This window comes from Okeania sp. SIO2C9, assembly GCF_010672455.1.
In the GTDB taxonomy this organism is placed as follows: Bacteria; Cyanobacteriota; Cyanobacteriia; order Cyanobacteriales; family Microcoleaceae; genus Okeania.
Map to the genome: position 1 here is coordinate 1 of NZ_JAAHGO010000055.1, position 20966 is coordinate 20966.

Below are 20966 nucleotides of genomic sequence, written 5' to 3' on the forward strand. Positions count from 1 at the left end.
TTTAACTTTCAAACTATTGAGTTTTCTAGGTTCTGGCGTTGGTAGGAGGTGTTTGCCTCTCTCCCTGCGCATTTACTAATCTAGCAACTCTACCTTTGAGTGTCAACCCCTTTGAGCAAACTTTTTTTCTTAAGCGCTACAGCTAAGTATTCGTATTTCATATATGACAATGCTTTCAAGGGTTTATTTTTTTTTTGAAAGACATCAAAATAAAATATTAGATTCAAAAATATGCGAAATAATGTCCATGTTGAATTTGATTTTTGGACTATTTCTTTTTGCTTAAAGTTTTGGACTATTTCTTTTTGCTGATAAGGAAATTAAAGGAAAAAGGACTAATACTACGATACTAACTACATATATATACATCATAAGTTATCTCAAATCTAAGGCCACAGAAGAAATTGAAGAAGGCACTTATGCAGGTGGCACTTATGCTGGGCATCGCTGAATACTGGGATGATTTCGGCACTCCACGGGGACACACCGGACACACAGGACACGGGGATTATGGTTTCTGCTATCTGACAAAATCATCCCGCAATTATGCAATGCCTTATGCTGAAGGAACTTCTCAGAAGGAACTTCAGACCCCTCCTGAAAAGGAGCCACTGAACGGAGTTGCTGTGGGGGATTTAAACCCTTGCTCCCTCTCTGTGATCGCCAGAAGTACCAGGCAGATTGCCTTCTGCCCTCTGTCTTCGTAATTTCTGCCTTTTTGTTCACTATACCTAGCTAATTCTGACAAGCTACATATAATAAAATCTACAAATAACAGGTTCACTATTTACGACGATATAAATTCTCATAAAGGATGAGGATATTGTTATTAATGCCATAGTCTTGGTGTAAAGAATTACTAAAATGAACTAAATAGAGAGTAGTAATGGCCTATAAATGTTATCGTAGGGGTAAAGACAGAAAGCGAAAACTTCTCTAAAGTTCATCAAACTTACTCATGACTATAGCTATCAAACTAAAATGAGGAAGTTTGCTCAGTTGTCTATCCATTGAGTCGTTATCAGCTACAATAAAGGTATGAAGCTAGTTGAACGTCATGTTATTACCAAATCACATGATTTGTGGCCAAAAATTGACCACAAGGCTTTTTTGTCAAAAAATCTGTTCAATTTAGCAAATTACTATTATCGCTAATATTTTTTTGAAAACAAAAAGAAACTAAGCTTTAATCAACTGTATCACAAGGTATCTAAAAGTGACGATTATCAAGCTTTACCTACTAAGGTAAGCAAGCAAATAATCAGAAGATTAGACTCAGCTTGGAGTAGTTATTTTGCAGCCTTAAAAGCGTGGCAAAAACAGCCAAATAAATTTTTAGGTAAACCAAAAATCCCCAAATATAAACATAAAACATGCATGCCGAAATATTCTGCCCTATCCAGATGAATCAATTTACAAAAAAACCTTAAAAAAAGGAATTTGTCACCTGTCAATGAGTGAAATAAAAATACCCACTTCACAGACAGAAATAATAGAAGCCAGAATTATCCCCAAAAGTAGCTGTTACATAATAGAAATAGTCTATGAAAAATCGGAGGAAACAACAGATGATCGACAAGTAGCAGGAGTAGATTTAGGGGTAAATAACTTAATAGCTGTAACTACAAATCAAACAGGAACTGCACCTCTATTGATTAAAGGCAGACCATTAAAAGCAATTAACACCTTTTATAATAAACAGCGCTCTTGTTTACAATCTCAATTAAATAGTCACAATAAAAGTAATTCTCATCGGTAAAAAAAAAATAACTCACAAACGAAATTGCCTAAGAGTAGAAAACTATCTTCATACAGCAAGTAAAAGAGTAATAGACTGGTGTGTAAACAATGAAATAGGAATCTTAATCATTGGGCATGATCGGGATTGGAAACAAGAGATAAAATTAGGGAAAAAGAACAATAAACAATTTGTGAATATCCCTCATTATAAGTTAATAGAGATGTTAAGATATAAAGCCCAACTAAGAGGAATAAAAGTAATAATTACAGAAGAATCCTATACATCTCAATCAAGCTGTTTAGATGGGGATGATTTACAAAAATATGGAGATAAAAAACCGAAATTGAGTGGAAGAAGAGTAACAAGAGGGTTATATAAAACCAGAGAAAATAAATTATTAAATGCAGATGTAAATGGGTCATTTAATATAATTAAAAAAGTAATTCCTGATGTCTTAGACCAAGGAATAAAGGGTTTGCCGTTTAACCCTATGGTGGTAGATCCACTAAGAACAACTAAGCTTTCAGGCTTTTGATTAAGTTTGAGTAAGTTTAGTTGAGCGGTAGAGGCAATTTATTAAGTATAAGGATTGTTGTGAAATGAAAAATTATGCTTGTATTGCCATTGGTATAAATCAATATGAGTTTATTCAACCTCTCAGTTATGCTAAACAGGATGCAGAAACACTGCATAGCTTTTTGCTAAACGAAACAAATTTTTCACCAGAACAATGCCTATTATTAACAGATAGTAATTTATTACCAATTTGGGAACAACCAACTTATCCTAGTAAAGAAAATATACTAAACCTGATAGAATACTTTTGTCAAAAACAATTGCAAAAGGAAAATTTTCTCTGGTATTTCTTTAGTGGTTATGGTGTTGTTCATAAAAATCAAGACTATATAATGCCAATTGATGGTAATCCTAAAGACCCTGAAACTACAGGAATATCCATAACAAAACTACTAGAAACTTTGAAAATATCTCCTACGGGAGATATTTTGGTTATGTTGGATATTAACCACAATAGTTTTATGGGAATGAACAACAAAATTGGTGTTAAAACAGTAGAAGTAGCGAGAGAGTTAGAAATACCTCTGTTAATGTCATGTAGTCCACACCAAGTTTCCTATGAAACGTCTGCACTACGTCTAGGATTTTTTACAGCGGCTATTATAGAAGGGTTACGTGATGGGAAATGTACAACACTCAAAGAGTTAGATGATTTTTTAAGTAATCGCTTACCGGAATTATCTGCTCAATATCTACAACCAAAGCAAAATCATCTAATAATGATAAATTCTGCTGAAAAAATGAATCAGGTGATTTTACCTCAAAAAAATTACGATGATTCTAACTCTACCGAAGAAAAAGAAAGTGTAATTGTTGATTCATTAATTGCTTCTACAACAAAAAAACAAGTTTTAAAATCAGTAAAAACTCCTTTAACAAACATTACTAAAATAAATATGGTGAATGGTAATAAGAGTCATAATCATCAAATTGAATCTCAAATAAATAGTAAAAATAATATATATATAAAAGCAGAAATGTCTGAAAATATTTCTCAAAATATTAATTCTGATAGATATTTTTTACAAAAGTTGATTGCAGGAAGTAGTCTAACTTTTCTAGTACTTCTATTAGGCGTATTTTTAACAAATAAATCTATATTTACAGGTACACAGGCAGTAGGTTTAAGAACTATATCTACTATAAAAATGGAGGAAGATGAGTCATCAGAAGTAAGTTTATCAACATTACCTGTGGTCTCTTCTTCTGAAGGTCAATCTAAGGGAAAAACTGATGTTACTAAAGAAGGCAGCAAAAAGCAAGAAGAAAATCAAGCTCCAGCAAATCAATTAATATTATCTGAAGCTGCAACTGAACTTGATTCACTTACAGCTTCTAGTTTTAGTAAAGCAATTATTAAAGCTTCCCAAATTTCTCAAAGTGATCCGCTTTATCCTGAAGCACAAAATCAAATAGAACGTTGGAGTTTAACTATTCTTGATATAGCTAGTGGACGAGCATTTAAAGGAGATTATGATGGTGCAATTAATACAGCTAAATTAGTCCCTGTGAGTGTCCGACCAATTTATCAAGAAGCACAGTTAGCGATCGCTGAATGGCAACCCCAAGTAACTCAACAAAAAAAAGCTAATAAAGGGTTTAATGAAGGATTACTCAAAACTGCAAAAGAAAAGATTAAGCCAGGACTAGCTTCATCTTATATTGAAGCAATTAATGATGCCCGTAAAGTTCTACCTGGTGAGCCTAAGTATGAAGAAGCTCAAAAACTTATTACTCAGTGGAGTAATACTATTTTTAGCATAGCTAAAGTACGAGCCAAAAATAACAACTTAAGTGAAGCTATTTTGGCTGGTGAATTAGTTCCTTATGGAACACCAGCTTATGGATCTGCTCAAGAAGCACTAGCAGACTGGAAAAACCAACAACAAACAAAGAAAAAAAATTGAACCAATCGTAATAATAAATTATCAATCAATAGCTATATTTATAAAAATTATAGAAGCATAGCTTACTGATAACTTTAACTATGCTGTATTCAAGTAATTAATTTGGCTATGCTCAATTCAATACTGAACTTAGGGGATAGAAGTTAGGGAATAGCAGAAGTCCAAGGATAGGATGTAGTGATTTTTATTGCTATTCCTTCATAGGTCATAATAAGAAAATATGAAGTATAAAAATTTGTATTGCTTAGTTGAGTCAACAGCTAAATTGATGAATTCTATCTTCACTAATCAAGTAGTTTATAGTTATTCATTGTATAAAATTACTCTCCAGTAAAGTATGAATTTAAATTATAATTATAAGTTTTAAAATATATATAGCAATCAGGAATGATTTATTAAAGAGAACTATAAATTTATAGTGTTAGGAATCATCAAGATGTCTTGATTGATTGTCCACTTAGCTTCTCACATCTGATTCCTGATTGCTATAGTTTTTTTAAATGATTTGTAAATTTAGATAGTGGGACTTAAACATTTTTAGGTCGAAAAATGCCTGAGAGTCGGTCTAGATCACGAAATTACGTCAATGCCCTAAAAATGCCTAGAACCCTTAGTAATTAAGGATTTATGCCTTTTGAACTTCAAAGCCTTTTCCTGTCTATATTTAAGCGTATTTTCTACTTCTATTTTGTGTAAGTCCCAATAGTCTTTATTTTTGACAAAAAAATTTCTGCATTCTCTTTCCCTGATTGGAGTGCACCTTCCCTCTTTTGGTCGATTGGATATGGGGCGCAGGTTTCTCTTCCCGACAAGACCCTAAGCATTTTTTTAGGGAATGCTGCGAAATATATCAGCGATAGCTGTTAACGTAGTTTTGTGCTAGCAAAATGCTCTCTTGCCTCTAGTCTCTTATAGAAGAGCTAAAGCACTTCGCTAACATAAAGTCCCACTGCTGTTGTTTTTTGTGGACTATTGAGTGTTTATGAGCCAGATAAAAATTTTATAGTAGTTGAAAATTCAACTTTTTCTGATGTTAATAAGTATATATTCAATTGTGGAGACTACAATAATTTTGTGTCCAAATAATCCACAACCATATTTTAATAAGTTCTGCTCAAAAAAATTAATATTAAAATTAGTCTGATAGCTTGATAATACAAATTAATATTTACAATGTCTACTAAATTTTAGTAATTTTTAATATAATTAAAATCTTTAAATATTGAAGCATTATCTGCTTTAAAACTTTAGTATTTTTAACTAATTTAGCTTAGTAGCTAAATCAGAATATTCCTACAATTTAAGATACAGTAATTATCAGTTAAATATAAAGCAAAAAAGTAAAGTTGTCTGAAATTATAATTACTAACCAATCTAAGTACCGATACTGAATTTCAAAAAATAGCTACAATAGAAGTAAGATATCTAATGCAGGTTAACTACATTATATATTCCTGGATTCCTTATTGCTGAAAACTCACATTTTTCCCTCGTCAATTGAAAGAATGCTACAAGCAAAAGCTTTCTCAATACTTTACTTAGTTAATGGATAAGAAATGAGGATTTTATTATCTACAAGAGTTAAATGGAGTATACCGTCAATAGATATAGTTCCATTCGTGAATTTCTGGAGTTGATTGAATTTTCAACCCTAAATTAATCCTTAACAAGAGAAAATTAATATTAAAGTTATGTAGCTTGTAAACCTAAGAAATTCTGTCAATCAGAAACTCGTCTACTATGACTCACACCCAGCTAAAATCCCAAAAATTTGATAAACTTCTAGAATCATTGATCCATAAAGCTTGTTTAAGTATTAATGGAGATTATGTAGAAGTATGGATACCAGATAGTAATGGTACTAGGATGGAGTGTAGTCCAATCTGGTATGGACGACCTGAGATTCAAGAATTACTAACAAAATTTCATAGTTACAGTGAAGAAATAACATTTCCACCTAATGTTGATATGGCTGGTCGAATTTGGATTTCTCAACAACCAGAGTGGGAACAAGATATTAGTAGTTTATCAGAAACAATTTATGTACGAACTAAAAAAGCAACTGAAGTGGGTATCCAAACAGCTTTAGGATTTCCAATTTTAGCGAACAATATTGTTGCTGCAGTTATTATTTTTTATTTTAGAGAAATTCGGCAGTACGATCAAAATATAGTAGATTTAATATTTTCTTTCAGCCACTTAGGAGCATTGATTTCAAATATATCTTCTCCAATGAGACTACTTGATAATCAAGATTACTTCCGCCTAATGATAGAAAGTAATTCTGATGCAGTCACGGTTATAGATATTGGGGGCAATATTTTATATAATAATTTAGCCACCGAAAAAATCTTCGGTTATCAAAGGCAAGAATTAATTGGAAGAAATTTTCTAAAATTTGTTCATCAAGATGATTTTTTACTTATTATAGATAAATTAACGGAGATTATTCATAATCCAGAATCAACAGTAAACATACAAGCAAGACTTTATCATATTGATGGTTCCTGGAATCTATATGATTTGGAAGCAAAAATTTTTTTTAAAACATCAGAAATTGAGCAAATACTAATCTATAGTCGCGATATTTCACAATTAAATCAGGAAGATTTTTTACCTAAACAAGACTTATTTTATACAAAAGAAATAGTAAAAAGTAGCAACAATGGAATAGTAAAATTTGATATTAATTATAATTGTATAGATTGGAATAATCGACTAGAACAAATATCAGGAATTAGTACCAATGATGCTATTGGTAAATCAATATTCGCTCTATTAGTATTCACTGTAAATCACAAAAAAAAATCTGAAAATATTTTTTTTCAATCTCAAATAATCAATAGTAAAAATGCTTTTAATGAAACCATACAATCTACTGCCATAAATACAGAAAAAGAAAGATTATTAGAATTTGATTCTTACCCTATTAACAATGAAAAAGATCAATTTATTGGTGGCTTGATTACCATTCGCGATATTACTGAAAACCAACAGCAAAACACGCGAAAATATGATATCTTTAAAAAAATTTTACTAGAACATATACCTATAGCAGTAGCTATTTTAGACCAAGATATGTGCTACTTATGGACATCTAGGCGTTGGTTAACTGATTACAATTTAACAGAAAAAGATATTATTGGGCATAGTCACTATGAAGTTTTTCCCAACATTACCGACCGCTGGAAGCAAATTTATACCACTTGTCTTGCAGGAGAAATTCAAAAATGCGAGGAAGATCGATTTTCTAAACCAGATGGTTTCTTGGACTGGATACGATGGGAAATACACCCTTGGTATAATAGTAAAGGTGAAATTGGTGGCATAATTATTTTCACTGAAGTAATAACAAATTATAAATTATCGCAGAAAGAACTTATAGATCGAAATGCTAACTTACAACAGGTAGTAGATGCTGCAACAGAAGTTGCGCTCATTGCTACAAATATTGACGGTCAGATTACCACATTTAATTCTGGTGCACAGAAGCTTTTGGGTTATGAGAACAAAGAAGTAGTTGGTAAAGAAAACCTGACAATATTTCACGACAAATTTCAATTGATAGAACGCACCAAAGAATTAAGCAAGAAATTAAATCGCCCCATAAAAGATTTCGATACGTTAGTAGAATCAGCACGGCAAGGAATTTTTACATCTCAAGAATGGAATTACATCAGAAAAGATGGTTCTAATTTATTAGTAAATTTAGTCATCACAACACAACTTGATAGTGAAGGAAAAATTATTGGATTTCTTGGTACTGCTATTGATATTACACAACAAAAACAAACAGAAACTAAACTAAAACAAGCAGAAAAAAATATTCGCGGTTTCTATACATTAGCTTCAGAAACAGACCAAAATCTTGATACTCTTTTACAAAGAATTTTGGAAATGGGGCGAAAGCAATATGGAACAGAAATAGGCATCTTAGCAAAGATTAAAGGAGAAACTTATGAAGTAGTAGCATCTCAAGTACTCCAGGGGTTTCCTTTTTCGATCACAGCAGGAGATACAACCGATATAAAACAAACTTATTGTAGCGAGACAATCAAAAAAAATGAACCAATAAGTATTGAAGCAGCAGGAAATTCAGAATGGCAAAATCATCCTGCTTATGCTCAAACATTTTTTAAGCTAGAAACTTACATTGGGTGTCGCGTAATGGTAGAAGGTAAGGTGTATGGTACTATAAATTTTGCAAGTCCATACCCAAAAACGGAATCCTTTAAACAGAGCGATCACCAGATATTAAAACTAATGGCACAATGGGTAGGAAATCAAATAGAACGTTATTCCTCAAAAGCTGCCTTAAAAAACAACATAAAACACATTTTACTCCATAAACGGTTAACCACAGAAATTCGTTCTAGCTTAAATAGCGATCGCATATTTCAAACAGCAGTCAAACTAATAGGTCAAACATTTAAAGTAAATCGCTGCTTAATTTATTGCTATATTGTTAAACCATCACCACAAATTCCTCTAGTAGAAGAATATCTCGAATCAGGTTATAAATCAATACAAGGTCTATCACTAGTATTAGAGGAAAACCATAGTCTGCAAAAATTATTAGCTCAAGACGAAGCTATTAGTAGCGAAAACACTCAATTAGATCCATTATTATTCAAAGATACTGAAGTTTGTTGCTTAATAGAAGTGAAGTCAGTATTAGCAATTCGCACCTCATACAAAGGAGAACCGAACGGAGTAATTGTTCTACATCAATGCGACCGCATTCGTCATTGGGCAAATGAAGAGATATATTTATTAGAGTCAGTTGCTGTACAAGTAGGAATTGCCCTAGCACAAGCTCATTATGTAGAGCAAGAAAAACGGCGACAAATAGAACTACAAACTGAAAATTTAGAGTTAGAAGTAGCGAAACAAGAAGCTGAATCTGCCAATCGAGCTAAAAGTGAATTTCTAGCTATGATGAGTCATGAAATTAGGACTCCAATGAATGCAATAATTGGCATGACTGGGTTATTACTGGATACAAAATTAGACTCTCAACAACAAGATTTTGTAGACACTATTCGTCATAGTAGTGATTCATTGCTAACAATTATTAATGACATTCTTGATTTTTCTAAAATTGAATCTGGGAAACTAGAATTAGAAGACCAACCTTTTAATCTCCGCAGTTGTATAGAATCAGCCTTAGATTTAGTAACCCCCCAAGCTGGTGCTAAAGGTTTAGAATTAGCTTATATTATCCATCAATATACCCCAGAAGCAATAGTAGGTGATGTGACAAGGTTACGTCAAATACTTGCCAACTTACTTTCTAATGCTGTTAAATTTACTGCTAGTGGGGAAGTCATTGTCTCAGTAAATGGAAAAAATTGGTTGTCAGCTAATAGTCAATTGTCTCAGTCAGAAGATATTGATAATAACCAAACCAGTACAAACTCAGTAGCTAAAAGAAATCCCACACCTGTTGATAACCTATACGAAATTGAATTTGCGGTAACAGACACAGGAATCGGAATTCCTACAGATAGATTAGAAAGATTATTTAAACCTTTTAGTCAAATAGATGCTTCAATGACCAGAAATTATGGAGGTACAGGTTTAGGATTAGCTATTAGCAAAAGGTTAAGTGAGGCTATGGGTGGTCAAATGTGGGTGGAAAGTGAAATAGATAAAGGTTCTACTTTTCATTTTACCATGATGGCAATGGCAACTGAAACAAATACTGAATCTAACCTCAAAAAATCACAGCCTGAACTTACAGAAAAGCGACTACTTGTAGTTGATGATAATGCAACTAATCGCCAAATTATCACTCTACAAGTACAATCTTGGGGAATGAATGTCACAGCAGTGGAGTCAGGAGAAACAGCTTTACATTTACTCCGCTGTGGGGAAATTTTTGACATTGCAATACTAGACTTACAAATGCCAGAAATGGATGGCTTAACCTTAGCGGAGAAAATTCAATCCATGCCAGAATATAGAAAATTGCCTTTAGTAATGCTAAGTTCAATAGGCAAACTGACATCAGAAGAAATTGCAGGAAGAGCTTCATTTGCAGCTTTTGTGAGTAAACCAATTAAACAGTCTAACTTATATGAAATGTTAGTTTCTGTGCTAGGAGTACAACCAATATCAGTGAATCCTGAAACTTCAAAAGCAAAATCAATTTTAAGTGATGAAGTAGAAGTTGGGTTGCCATTACACATCCTGATAGTAGAGGATGTAACGGTAAATCAGAAAGTAGCTTTACTCTCCTTAAAGAGACTAGGTTATCGTGCTGATATAGCTAATAATGGATTGGAAGCTCTAGAAGCATTGCGCCGTCAACACTATGATTTAGTTTTCATGGATGTACGAATGCCAGAAATGGATGGTTTAGAGGCAACAAAACGAATTTGTCAAATTTTCTCTGAAGTCAAACGACCTTGGATCGTAGCTATGACTGCTCACGCAATGCGGGGCGATCGTGAAGAGTGTTTAGAAGCAGGGATGAATGACTATATAAGTAAACCAGTGCGAGTGGAAGCATTGGTCGAAGCATTAAATAATTATATTAGTCACAGAAAGTCAAAACAGATAAATGATTTGCCCACAAAAAGTTTAGTAGTAGAAGATAAGATAGTTGCAGCAGTAAAAGAAGTTGATTCACAATCAAATCAACTTAATCAAGAGTTAATTCCAGAACAAATTGTAAATTTGGAAAATCAAGTTCCAGTAGAATCAAATATTACTCTACAAAATAATCTAGTATTAGAAGATGAAGATCGCAACGATCATTTATCTTTAGTCAACTCTCTCAACGAAAATATATCAAACTTTATAACTCCACCTATTGATGAATCAGTATTTGAATATCTAAGAGAGCAAGCGGCAGGGGGAGACGAAAGCATTTTACAAGAAATAATTAATAGTTATTTAGAGGAAGCTCCTCAAAAGCGAGATGCAATTATAGCAGCAATATTAGCTCAAGATGGAACTGCATTGAGAAATGCGGCTCATGCTCTAAAATCTCTTAGCTTAACCATAGGAGCTAATAATTTAGCTCAACTATGTGGACAATTAGAAGCAATAGGTAGTATGGGCACAACAGAAAATGCAGAGCAATTAACAGAAGTAATGAATCAAGAACATCATAGAGTGAAAGTAGCATTACAATCAAAAAATAGAAATAAATCTATAAAATGATTAAACCAGGTTGTTGGACTGTAGCACCCCGAATACTAATAGTTGATGATGAAAAGACTATTCGACTAATACTGCGTCGTATATTGCAGAAAGATGGGTATCAAGTTATTGAGGCAAATAATGGAGAACAATGCTTAGAAATTTGTCAAAAACAATTAGCAGATATGGTATTACTTGATGCAATGATGCCCCAAATGGATGGCTTTACTTGCTGTGCTAAACTACATCAGCTATTGGGAGAAGATAGTCCACCAGTATTAATGATTACAGTTCTTGACGATCAAGCATCTGTTGATTTAGCATTCCAAGTAGGAGCAACAGATTATATTACTAAACCAATTCACTGGGCAGTTTTACGTCAACGAGTTCGACGTTTATTGCAAACTCAATGGGCAATGAGTGAACTACGACGACAAATAGAAAAAGAACAGATGTTGATTGAAAAACTGGGAAAAGCTAATAAAGAATTGGAGCGTTTAGCTTCTTTAGATAGTTTAACCATGATTGCTAATCGTCGCAACTTTGAGCAGTTTATAGAAAGTGAGTGGAAGCGTTCTCATAGAAATGGTTTGCCATTATCCATAATTATGTGTGATGTGGATTTTTTTAAAGCTTATAATGATACTTATGGCCATCAAGCAGGAGATACTTGCTTAAAGAAAATTGCTGATATTATAATTCAAAATGTTAATCGTTCTACTGATTTAGTAGCTCGTTATGGAGGTGAAGAATTTGTAGTTGTTTTACCAGAAACAGGGGTAGAAGGAGCTGTTTATGTGGGAGAAAAAATTTGTAAAAGTATTAAAGATGCTGCTATTGCTCATCAAGGTTCAAAAATTAGTAATTGTGTGACAATTAGTTGTGGAGTTGCTACTAGAAAATCATTATTATGGGAATCTGAATCTGAATTTCAGCCTAGTGATTTAATTAAAGAGGCAGATTCAGCACTTTATGAGGCTAAATCTCAAGGGCGCGACCGAGTTTATTATTCTTGTATAGATTAAATAATTGTCATTATTACGAAACTTTTTTTTAATAAAAATTATTCTCAGTGAATGGATTTAATAAATGATAAAACAACTGAATAATTATATAGTTTTGATCAAAACTATTTTTCTGCAAAAAATCAAGATACCGCTGCGGGGAATGATATTTTTATCTTTGATTATTCCTACATCAATTACAGTTTTATTTATCGCCTGGGCATCGTTACAAAAGGAACAAATAGCAGTTAAGCAATTAGCCATTCAGCTTAACAGTCAAACAGGTAGTTCTCTTACCCATGATTTAGATAATTATTTAGAAGTACCTAGTTTGATTCATAAAATCAACCAGGATTTAATTAAGTTAGGATGGTTGGATTCTAATGATTTAATTAAAATCAAGGATTTGTTTTTTCAGCAAATAAAACAATTTAATGTCGGCCAGATTAATTTTGGCAGTACAAAGGGAGAGTTTGTGGGAGTAAAGAGAAAAAATGACAATAGTTTAGTCACTAATTTAATGACTAAGTCAAGTTCGGAAAATCTCACAGACATATCTAAAGATAACGAATATAATTATCAAACAGAAAGTTGGTATAGAGATGTCGTTAAAACAGGTAAACCTGTCTGGAATAAAGTTTATAATTCAGAATATTCGTCAGAATCACAAGCAATCTTAGCTAGTTATCCAGTTTACGACCAGAATAATAGTCTCATTGGGGTATTAGCAGTTGAGTTACCTGTATCAGAAATTGATAAATTACTTCAGACAGCAAATATAACTCAATCAAATGTAATTTATCTTATAGAAAAATCTGGGATTGTTGTTGCTAGTAACTCAAATCAATCATTAGATAATTCTAGCAAAATATTAATTCAAGAAATAGCTAATAAATTATTAGAGACAAAAGAAGATTACTATGATGTTAAAAATACAAAATATTTAGAATTAAAAGTTACAGGGGAGCAATATTTTGTCAAATTAATACCCAGTCAAAATCAAAATAACTTAGATTGGTTAATTGTAGTGGCTGTGTCAAAGTCAGATTTGGCAACACAAATTAATACAAATTTTAAAAGAACTCTCTTTTTATATTTATTAGCAATGACTTTAGTTATCTACTTAGGGATATTAATCTCTCACTGGATAACTAAACCAATATACAAATTATTAAAAGCAGCTCAAAATAATCTTATTAATGAAGAAGATTTATCCTCAGTTTCAAAAATAGTTTTGTTTAAAGAAATTGAAGATTTAGTACAATCATTTAATCAAGTCAATGAACGTCTGAAAAAAAAATCTAGAGAAGGCGGTCGCTTTTTTGATATTTCTCTTGACTTATTAGTAATTGTTGGTACTGACGGTTACTTTAAAAAGCTTAATTCAAGTTGGTCAAGAATTTTAGGTTATACGACAGAAGAACTATTAACAGTACCTTATATTGAGTTTGTACATCCAGAAGATAAAGATACTACTCTTGCAGAAATCCAAAAAATTACTGATGGTGCTAAAGCTATAAAATTCCAGAACCGTTATCGGACTAAAGATGGTTCGTATTGTTGGTTAGCTTGGAATAGTGTTCCTTTCTTAACAGAAAATTTAATTTATGCAGTGGTACGAGATATTACAGATGAAAAAGAAACTTTAGAAAGTTTTCTTCATAGTCAAGCACAATTAATAGAAGCAGAAAAAATTGCTGGTATAGGCAGTTGGGAAAATGATTTGGCTACAAGTCGATTAATTTGTTCAGAAGAAGTATACAAAATTTTTAGTATACAACAAAAATCGACTTTTGTAACTATAGAAGATTATTTGAAATTAGTTCATTATGATGATTTGTCAACAATACAAAAAGCAATTGATTTAGCAATTAATCAAGGTCAAAGCTATCAACTCGATCAACGAATTTTATGCCCAGATGGTGAACTAAAATATATATCAATTACAGGAAAACCAAGTTTTGATGAGGAAGGTAAAGTAATAAAACTTTTTGGGACAATATTAAATATTACCGAACGCAAACAAATAGAAGCAGCATTACAAGAAAGTCAAGACATATTTAATAAACTAGCAGAAAATATCAATAGTGTTTTCTGGGTACATGATCCTCAAAACAATCAAATTTTTTATATTTCTCCTAGTTATGAAAAAATATGGGGTTATCGTCGCGATGAGTTATACAAATCACCCCACTCTTTTCTAGATGCTATTTATCCAGAAGACCGCCCAAAGGTAGTGGAAGCTTTAGCAAATTTCACGGAAGTAGAAGAAAGGCAAGAATATCGTATTATTCTACCTAATGGAGAAATACGTTGGATTTTGACTCGTGCTCTTCCCATCAAAAATCAGGCAGGGAAAGTTGATAAAATAGCTCGAATAGCACAAGACATTAGTGAAGATAAACTGGTAGACGCAAAGTTACAACTAATTCAAGAACGATTGCAATTAGTATTAGAAACTTCAGGTGATGGGTTATGGGATTGGAATATTAGCACGGGCGAGTGTTATTATAGTTATCGATGGTTAGAAATGTTAGGTTACGATCCAGACGATCTTCCTAAAAAGATAGATTCTTGGGAAATGTTAATTCACCCACAAGATAAGGTTTGGGTGATGGATGCTTTAAATTTGCACTTAGAAGATAGTTCATTTATCTATGCTTTTGACTATCGGTTACAAACTAAATCTGGTGAATGGAAGTGGATAGCAGTTTACGGAAAGGTTGTAGTCAGGGATGAAATAGGCAAACCATTAAGAATGATTGGTAGTCATAAAGATATTAGCGATCGCAAAGCAGCAGAAGTAACTCTCAAGCAACAACTAGAATTGGAAAAACTTGTTGCTAATATCTCTACTAGCTTTATTAACCTTAATCCTAATGAAATTAATAGTAGTATCCAAATAGCATTAAAACAACTTTGTGAGTTAATAGGTGCAGATCGTAGTTATATGTTTTTAGTAAGTAACGGTCGAGTTCAAGTTAGCAAAACTCACCAATGGAGAGCTACAAAAACAGAAGCTGAAATTGAAAATCAACAGAATATTCCTATAGATTCTTTACCATGGATCATGGAAAAACTCAATCAACTTGAGGTCATACATATACCATTAGTTTCCAATTTACCTCTGGAAGCAAGCATGGAAAAACGAATCTTATCAGCGCAATCAATTCAATCTTTGTTGTGCATTCCTATGGTTTCTGGAGATGAATTAATTGGTTTAGTAGGTTTCGATGCAGTAAGTAAATTATGCAGTTGGACAAAATCTACAATTAATTTGTTAAAAATTATTGGGAAAATTTTTGTCAGTGCTCTAGAACATCAAGAGGCAGAATTAGCATTGCGCGAAAGTGAAAAACGTTTTCGGATGATGGCTGATAGTGCCCCCGTATTCATTTGGATGTCTGGAAGTAATAGTCTTTTTAACTATTTTAATCAAAGATGGCTAGATTTTACCGGGCGTAACTTAGAACAAGAAGTTGGCAAAGGTTGGTTAGAGGGAATTCATCCTGAAGATGTGCAACATTATTTGGAAAATTACCGGGTAAATTTTTATACCCATCAATCGTTTACCATAGAATATCGTTTGAGAAGAGAAGATGGCGAATACCGTTGGATTTTAAATCAAGGGGTTCCTAGATTTAATCTCAATGGTAAGTTTGCTGGTTATATTGGTAGTTGTATTGATATTAGCGATCGTAAAACAGCAGAAGAACAAATTCAAAATTCTCTTCAAGAAAAAGAAATTTTGCTTAAAGAAATTCATCACCGAGTGAAAAACAACTTGCACATTATTTCTAATTTATTAGATTTACAGTCTGATTATATTGAAAATCAAAAAGTGCAGGAATTATTTGCTGATAGCCAAAATAGAATTCAAAGTATGGCTTTGATCCATGAACAACTATATCAGTCAAAAAATTTAGGGGAAGTTGATTTTAGTGAATATATTCATGCTTTGATAGATAATTTGTTTTGTTCTTACGCGGACAGAGGAAGCCTAATTCAGCCTATAATTAATGTAGAAGCAATAACTCTTAATTTAGAAACTGCAATTCCTTGTGGTTTGTTAATTAATGAATTGGTGACTAATTCATTTAAACATGGTTTCCCTAATAGTAAATCTGGAGAAATATGTATTGAATTACATCAAGATCAACAAGAAAAAGTTTATATTACAATTAAAGATAATGGCATTGGTATTCCTCCAGATTTTGATTGGCAAAATAGTTCTTCTTTAGGGTTAAAATTAGTACAAATTCTTTCTAAACAATTGAAAGCTGAAATTAATTTTGATAGTAATAAGGGTACAATAGTTAATTTAATATTTTCTCCTCTCAAGTATAAATCCAGATTTTAAATGAAGGGAAATAGACACCTCCATAACTATCCTTGAGGAACTCCTATCTGTATCTGATCTCAAATCCGGTAGCATCGGTATAAATCTTTTGAATATAGAGGTCATTTGATATGATTTAAAGTCAATCTATTTTAACATCTTAATACTACATTCCGCACAATAAAATGTAGGTATTAAAAGTAAAAATTCTAGTAGTATGGAATTTTATTTTAAACCCTTTATTCTCGGTTGGAATGTAGAAATTAGTAGCAATGGCTTAATGATATTTTTTGAAATTTGTTTAATATCGCAGTCGCCATTACTGTATTTGACATATCAAAAGCTTAAACCTCAGACAACACCAGATTTTTCCAACTTTGGTCTTTCCTTGTGCTATATTATAAATTTTCTGCTCTTTCCAGCAAGGTTTGACTTAGAGCTAAATCTTCTATTAGTTTTAATTTACGTTTTTCCTGTTCTGCTAAAAGCAATTTCTGCTCTTTTTTCTGATTCTGAATATCAAGATTATGACCAATAGCAACTGGAATACTACCAATTAAAAAATTTATTGGTAAGCTCCCAAAATTTCCATCTCTAATTAAACCAGTAAAACTACTAATCATTATAAAGCTAAACCAACCAAGAGAAATAATATGTTTTCTTGGACGAAATTTTGATGTAGAATTATTAGACATATCTTCCCACTCCAAACATTGAATAAAATCATCTAGACTCTTTTATTTAGATCCTTCATGCCATCAGGAAATTCCGGAAAATAGTAGCGATCGCTCCGGTCATTTCAGTTATCAATTATCACTTATCACTACCAACCGCTGTTTGCGCAGCATTCCGTAGGAAAGTCAGAGGCTTAAAATACTGAAGCAGGACTTACGCAAAAGACGAAATTATACACCATTTGTTGATACAATTTGTAGGGGTTAACGGCCGTTAACCCTTACCATCAGCGGTGGTTATCCTTGACATCCTCCCCGGCCGAAAGGAACGGGGATTCCTACTGAGCCGTAGATCCTCGGCGGGTTAACGCTTTGCTTCGCATAGCTGCCGCTAACACAGGGTGCTGCTTCCTTGACGGTAGTCTAACGCTTCCCTCCACGTCCGCGCACAAGTTTCCGAGTGCCCCCCGGCAACTAATAACACTATAGCATATATTCAATTCACTTACAAATAAAATAAAAAGTCGCCCTACAAGGGCGAGGCTTTAAACCCAATTTTTTGGTAAGTCCTGTCATAGTTCATAAAAATATAGTCAAATATGACATATCCTTCGGATCGCAGGTGTATCCTGACGCTCGTTTTAGCGTAGCTCCTCCGTTTGCGCAGCATTCCGCAGGAAAGGAGAAACTACAATACCCTCGCTTCCCATGGTCAAAGACAAAAGGGAGCTGCTTTTTCTTTTCCTCTTTTTTGATAATCTCCCTGATTCAATTTCTGCTTGGTCATAATACAGAGGCTTGGACATAGGTTCTGATGTGTCTAGAAGTAGCGTGTCAGTCGGTGGAATTTCACCCTATTGAACTCAGATCGTTGACTTGAGGAGGCTATTTGATTTTCGTCGTTATCACAGACATTGTTAAATTCTCTCAATAGTCGCCCAAATTTCTGGAGACAAAAGACTATATTTAACTATATATGACTATATTTCAACGTTTATTATACATCTATTTAGCAACGCCGTTCATCAATTATCTATGTTCCTTTACTTTTGAACTAGAAGAAAATCAAATGTTCCTAAATTCAATATTTCTTCTGGATTCTTCAAAGCATTAGAGGACTAAATCCATGTTTGATGGATAACTTACCAATGAGTTCCATTTTTTCCACAGTAATTAAATTACGCCCCCAAGAAAAATTAGTATATAACTTTTCAAACTCCAGTAGCATTGACTCTGCAAAACAGGCAAATAACTGACGACCAGGCACATCCATATTGACAATGTTCATAATTTTCCAGTCAATATCAAGAGAGTGTTCTACTATTCCACCACTGAGAACATGGATTCCTTCTTGCTGAACTTTAGTCGCCATGTTTTTTGGATAACCACCATCAATTAATAAACAAGGTTTCTTCAAAACATTTGGATCGATTTTTACACCCTTGGGCATACTAGCTACCCAAACGATAATATCCGCTAGAGGTAAAGCTGCATTTAATTCTAGAATTTTGCCTCGCCCTAATTCCCCTTGTAGATTTTTTAGCCGCTCTTGCTCGCGAGCTATCAATAATAATTCTGCCACTTCTGTTTTACTATTGAGCCAACGACAGACCCCACTACCAATATCACCAGTAGCCCCGCATACTGCTACTGTGGCTTTTGACAATTCGATTCCTAACTTTTCGGCAGCTTGCTCTACTTGCTGACAGATAATATAGGCTGTATGAGTATTACCAGTAGTAAAACGTTTAAATTCTAATGTAATATTACGGATTTGCTGAAACTTTTGCAAGTTAAAATTCTCAAAAATAATTGAGGAGAACCCTCCCAAAGCAGTTATATCAATACTATGCTTCTGAGCGTGAGCCATAGCATTCATTATTTTACGAGTTGCTGCTTTGATTCGACGAGCTGCTAGCATTTCCGGTAGAAAACAAGATTCTACATACTTGCCTTCAATTTTTTGACCTGTGATACTTGTTACTTTAATTGTATCGACTATTTGAGGCGGAGCGCTACACCAGAAATCAAGACCTTGATCTGCATACTCTGGATACCCTAAATCCCTTGCTACTGATTGGGCGTGTTCTAAGCTAGTTAGATGACCAATTAGACCAAACATTAAATTGTAAGTATTATTAGTAAGTTAGTTATTGTTGATGGTGTGTGGAAATCAGAGAGAAATTGGTATATGGCAGTTGGCAACTATATATTTTCACGATGAAAAAGTTTTTTTTAAATGCTACACCATTACTCATTCCTCATCCTAATTTCCATTTTGATTGAAATCAACTATGCAGCGGCCAGACCATAAGCTGACATCCGCATGATTTCTCCAGTTGTAAAGCCAATATTGTTCAAAGCTTCGCCATAAGCAATCATAAAATCTTCAATCAAAGCTTCTTTTTCCATTCCTAGGGTTTTAGCATCTTTTTCCACCTGGTTCAGCATTTTCCATACTAGGGGTAAGTTCTGGCGATTTGCTTTCTGTAGTTCTCCTTTGGAGTCTTGAAAATGCTCTTTTAGCCATACTTCGCCAAAATTGAGGTGGCTATATTCATCTTTGACTACACCTTCAGTAATTTTCCGAGCAAAGGGGTCGGCAACTGGTATATAAATATTGTAGGCTGCGATCGCAAAGCATTCAATAATTAGAGATTGAATTAGTAAACAAGTAACTAAATTACCTGTTTCTGCTGCTTCTTGGAAGTTTTTATGTAGTGGCTCAAAAAAACTTTTGGCGAATTCCATATCTGGTGTCACCTTCAAATTTCGGCCACAAGCCTGAAAGCCTTTTTTGTGACGATTTTCCATTTTGGAGAGGCCCTTGAGCTGCTCTTCATGGTCTGGTAGCATTTCGACCAGACTTATATAATTTTCGTATGCCTCTTGTTCTCCTTCAATCACAATTGCATTGATTCGGCTGTAAGCATCTTTGTAAGTTTCACTTTCAAATATTGTTTTGTCAGTTTCACTTTGAGAATCTATTGTTTTGTCAGTTTCACTTTCAAATATTGTTTTGTCAGTTTCACTTTGAGAATCTATGGTAGAAATTGCTTCAAGCTTTGTCATCAGTTAGTTATCTCCTCATCAAAAAATAGCTTTATCAGGGCAAAGAAAAATATTTGGTTTATCTTAACTTAGCTTATAGTTTAATGTACCTACTTTATAGAATAATTGCCTAGTCTAACAGTAATTTCTTCGGTGAATCTGGCCTTAATCTTGGTTAGAACCTCCATTTATGTCAATTCTAGTTGAGCTTTTAGTATAAATACTTACTCACAATTAAATTATACATCAATCCACTGACCATTTTAACAGAAACAATGAGAAGTCCCGCAAACTTTAGTCAGAGAAAGTTGTACGAGATAGAGACCGATATTATCATCAAAATACAGGGGAGCGGCATCACCTAGTGTATGAATAAGGACTACCTGTGAGAGTTGAAGCATCCCTCGATGTTGTGCCATGGGTAAGCTAGGAAATATGTCAACCTCATAAGTACAGTGAATATTTACTTGGCTTGCTTATTGGTATTTTAGATTACACTTTGTTATTTATGGTTATTATTTACCG

Annotated in this window: 9 protein-coding genes; 6 read left to right on the plus strand and 3 right to left on the minus strand. The window is 33.3% G+C overall.

The annotated features are described in order from the left end of the window. The first annotated feature begins 1453 nt into the window (after window positions 1-1453). From F6K23_RS29245 to F6K23_RS29270, 6 genes are all read left to right on the plus strand, one after another. Window positions 1454-1759 (plus strand): transposase, encoded by a 306-nt coding sequence (locus tag F6K23_RS29245; protein ID WP_293162289.1) that lies wholly within the window; start codon window positions 1454-1456, stop codon window positions 1757-1759. Between the two features lie 70 nt (window positions 1760-1829). After that, complete coding sequence (locus F6K23_RS29250; protein ID WP_293162372.1) at window positions 1830-2276, plus strand: transposase; 447 nt, start codon at window positions 1830-1832, stop codon at window positions 2274-2276. Window positions 2277-2340: 64 nt separating this feature from the next. Then, window positions 2341-4224 (plus strand): caspase family protein, encoded by a 1884-nt coding sequence (locus F6K23_RS29255; protein WP_293162292.1) that lies wholly within the window; start codon window positions 2341-2343, stop codon window positions 4222-4224. Window positions 4225-5964: 1740 nt separating this feature from the next. Next, window positions 5965-11394, plus strand: coding sequence for a response regulator (locus tag F6K23_RS29260; RefSeq protein ID WP_293162295.1), 5430 nt, complete (start codon window positions 5965-5967; stop codon window positions 11392-11394). Continuing rightward, window positions 11391-12398, plus strand: a complete 1008-nt coding sequence (locus tag F6K23_RS29265; protein WP_293162298.1) for a PleD family two-component system response regulator — start codon at window positions 11391-11393, stop codon at window positions 12396-12398. The genes F6K23_RS29260 and F6K23_RS29265 overlap by 4 nt, the downstream gene beginning before the upstream one ends. A gap of 64 nt (window positions 12399-12462) precedes the next feature. Further along, the gene (locus tag F6K23_RS29270) at window positions 12463-16737 is read left to right on the plus strand and encodes a PAS domain-containing protein (protein ID WP_293162301.1); all 4275 of its coding nucleotides are present in this window, start codon (window positions 12463-12465) and stop codon (window positions 16735-16737) included. A 377-nt stretch (window positions 16738-17114) separates the two neighbouring features. On the opposite strand, the gene F6K23_RS29275 is transcribed toward F6K23_RS29270, so the two are convergent. The 3 genes from F6K23_RS29275 to F6K23_RS29285 all read right to left on the minus strand — a co-directional run bounded on the left by F6K23_RS29275 (window position 17115) and on the right by F6K23_RS29285 (window position 20462). Continuing rightward, window positions 17115-17411, minus strand: coding sequence for a hypothetical protein (locus F6K23_RS29275; protein ID WP_293162304.1), 297 nt, complete (start codon window positions 17409-17411; stop codon window positions 17115-17117). A 1081-nt stretch (window positions 17412-18492) separates the two neighbouring features. Next, window positions 18493-19512 (minus strand): long-chain acyl-[acyl-carrier-protein] reductase, encoded by a 1020-nt coding sequence (locus tag F6K23_RS29280; protein WP_293162307.1) that lies wholly within the window; start codon window positions 19510-19512, stop codon window positions 18493-18495. 170 nt (window positions 19513-19682) lie between these two features. Further along, window positions 19683-20462 carry an aldehyde oxygenase (deformylating) gene (locus F6K23_RS29285; protein WP_293162310.1) on the minus strand — a complete coding sequence of 260 codons (780 nt, stop codon included), beginning with the start codon at window positions 20460-20462 and terminating at the stop codon, window positions 19683-19685. Between the last annotated feature and the right edge of the window lie 504 nt (window positions 20463-20966).

What these genes read in the sequence shown, in the direction of transcription:
- F6K23_RS29245 (WP_293162289.1), top strand. Translation starts at nt 1,454, where the DNA reads ATGAGTGAAATAAAAATACCCACTTCACAGACAGAAATAATAGAAGCC.
- F6K23_RS29255 (WP_293162292.1), top strand. Translation starts at nt 2,341, where the DNA reads ATGAAAAATTATGCTTGTATTGCCATTGGTATAAATCAATATGAGTTT.
- F6K23_RS29260 (WP_293162295.1), top strand. Translation starts at nt 5,965, where the DNA reads ATGACTCACACCCAGCTAAAATCCCAAAAATTTGATAAACTTCTAGAA.
- F6K23_RS29265 (WP_293162298.1), top strand. Translation starts at nt 11,391, where the DNA reads ATGATTAAACCAGGTTGTTGGACTGTAGCACCCCGAATACTAATAGTT.
- F6K23_RS29270 (WP_293162301.1), top strand. Translation starts at nt 12,463, where the DNA reads ATGATAAAACAACTGAATAATTATATAGTTTTGATCAAAACTATTTTT.
- F6K23_RS29275 (WP_293162304.1), bottom strand. Translation starts at nt 17,411, where the DNA reads ATGTCTAATAATTCTACATCAAAATTTCGTCCAAGAAAACATATTATT.
- F6K23_RS29280 (WP_293162307.1), bottom strand. Translation starts at nt 19,512, where the DNA reads ATGTTTGGTCTAATTGGTCATCTAACTAGCTTAGAACACGCCCAATCA.
- F6K23_RS29285 (WP_293162310.1), bottom strand. Translation starts at nt 20,462, where the DNA reads ATGACAAAGCTTGAAGCAATTTCTACCATAGATTCTCAAAGTGAAACT.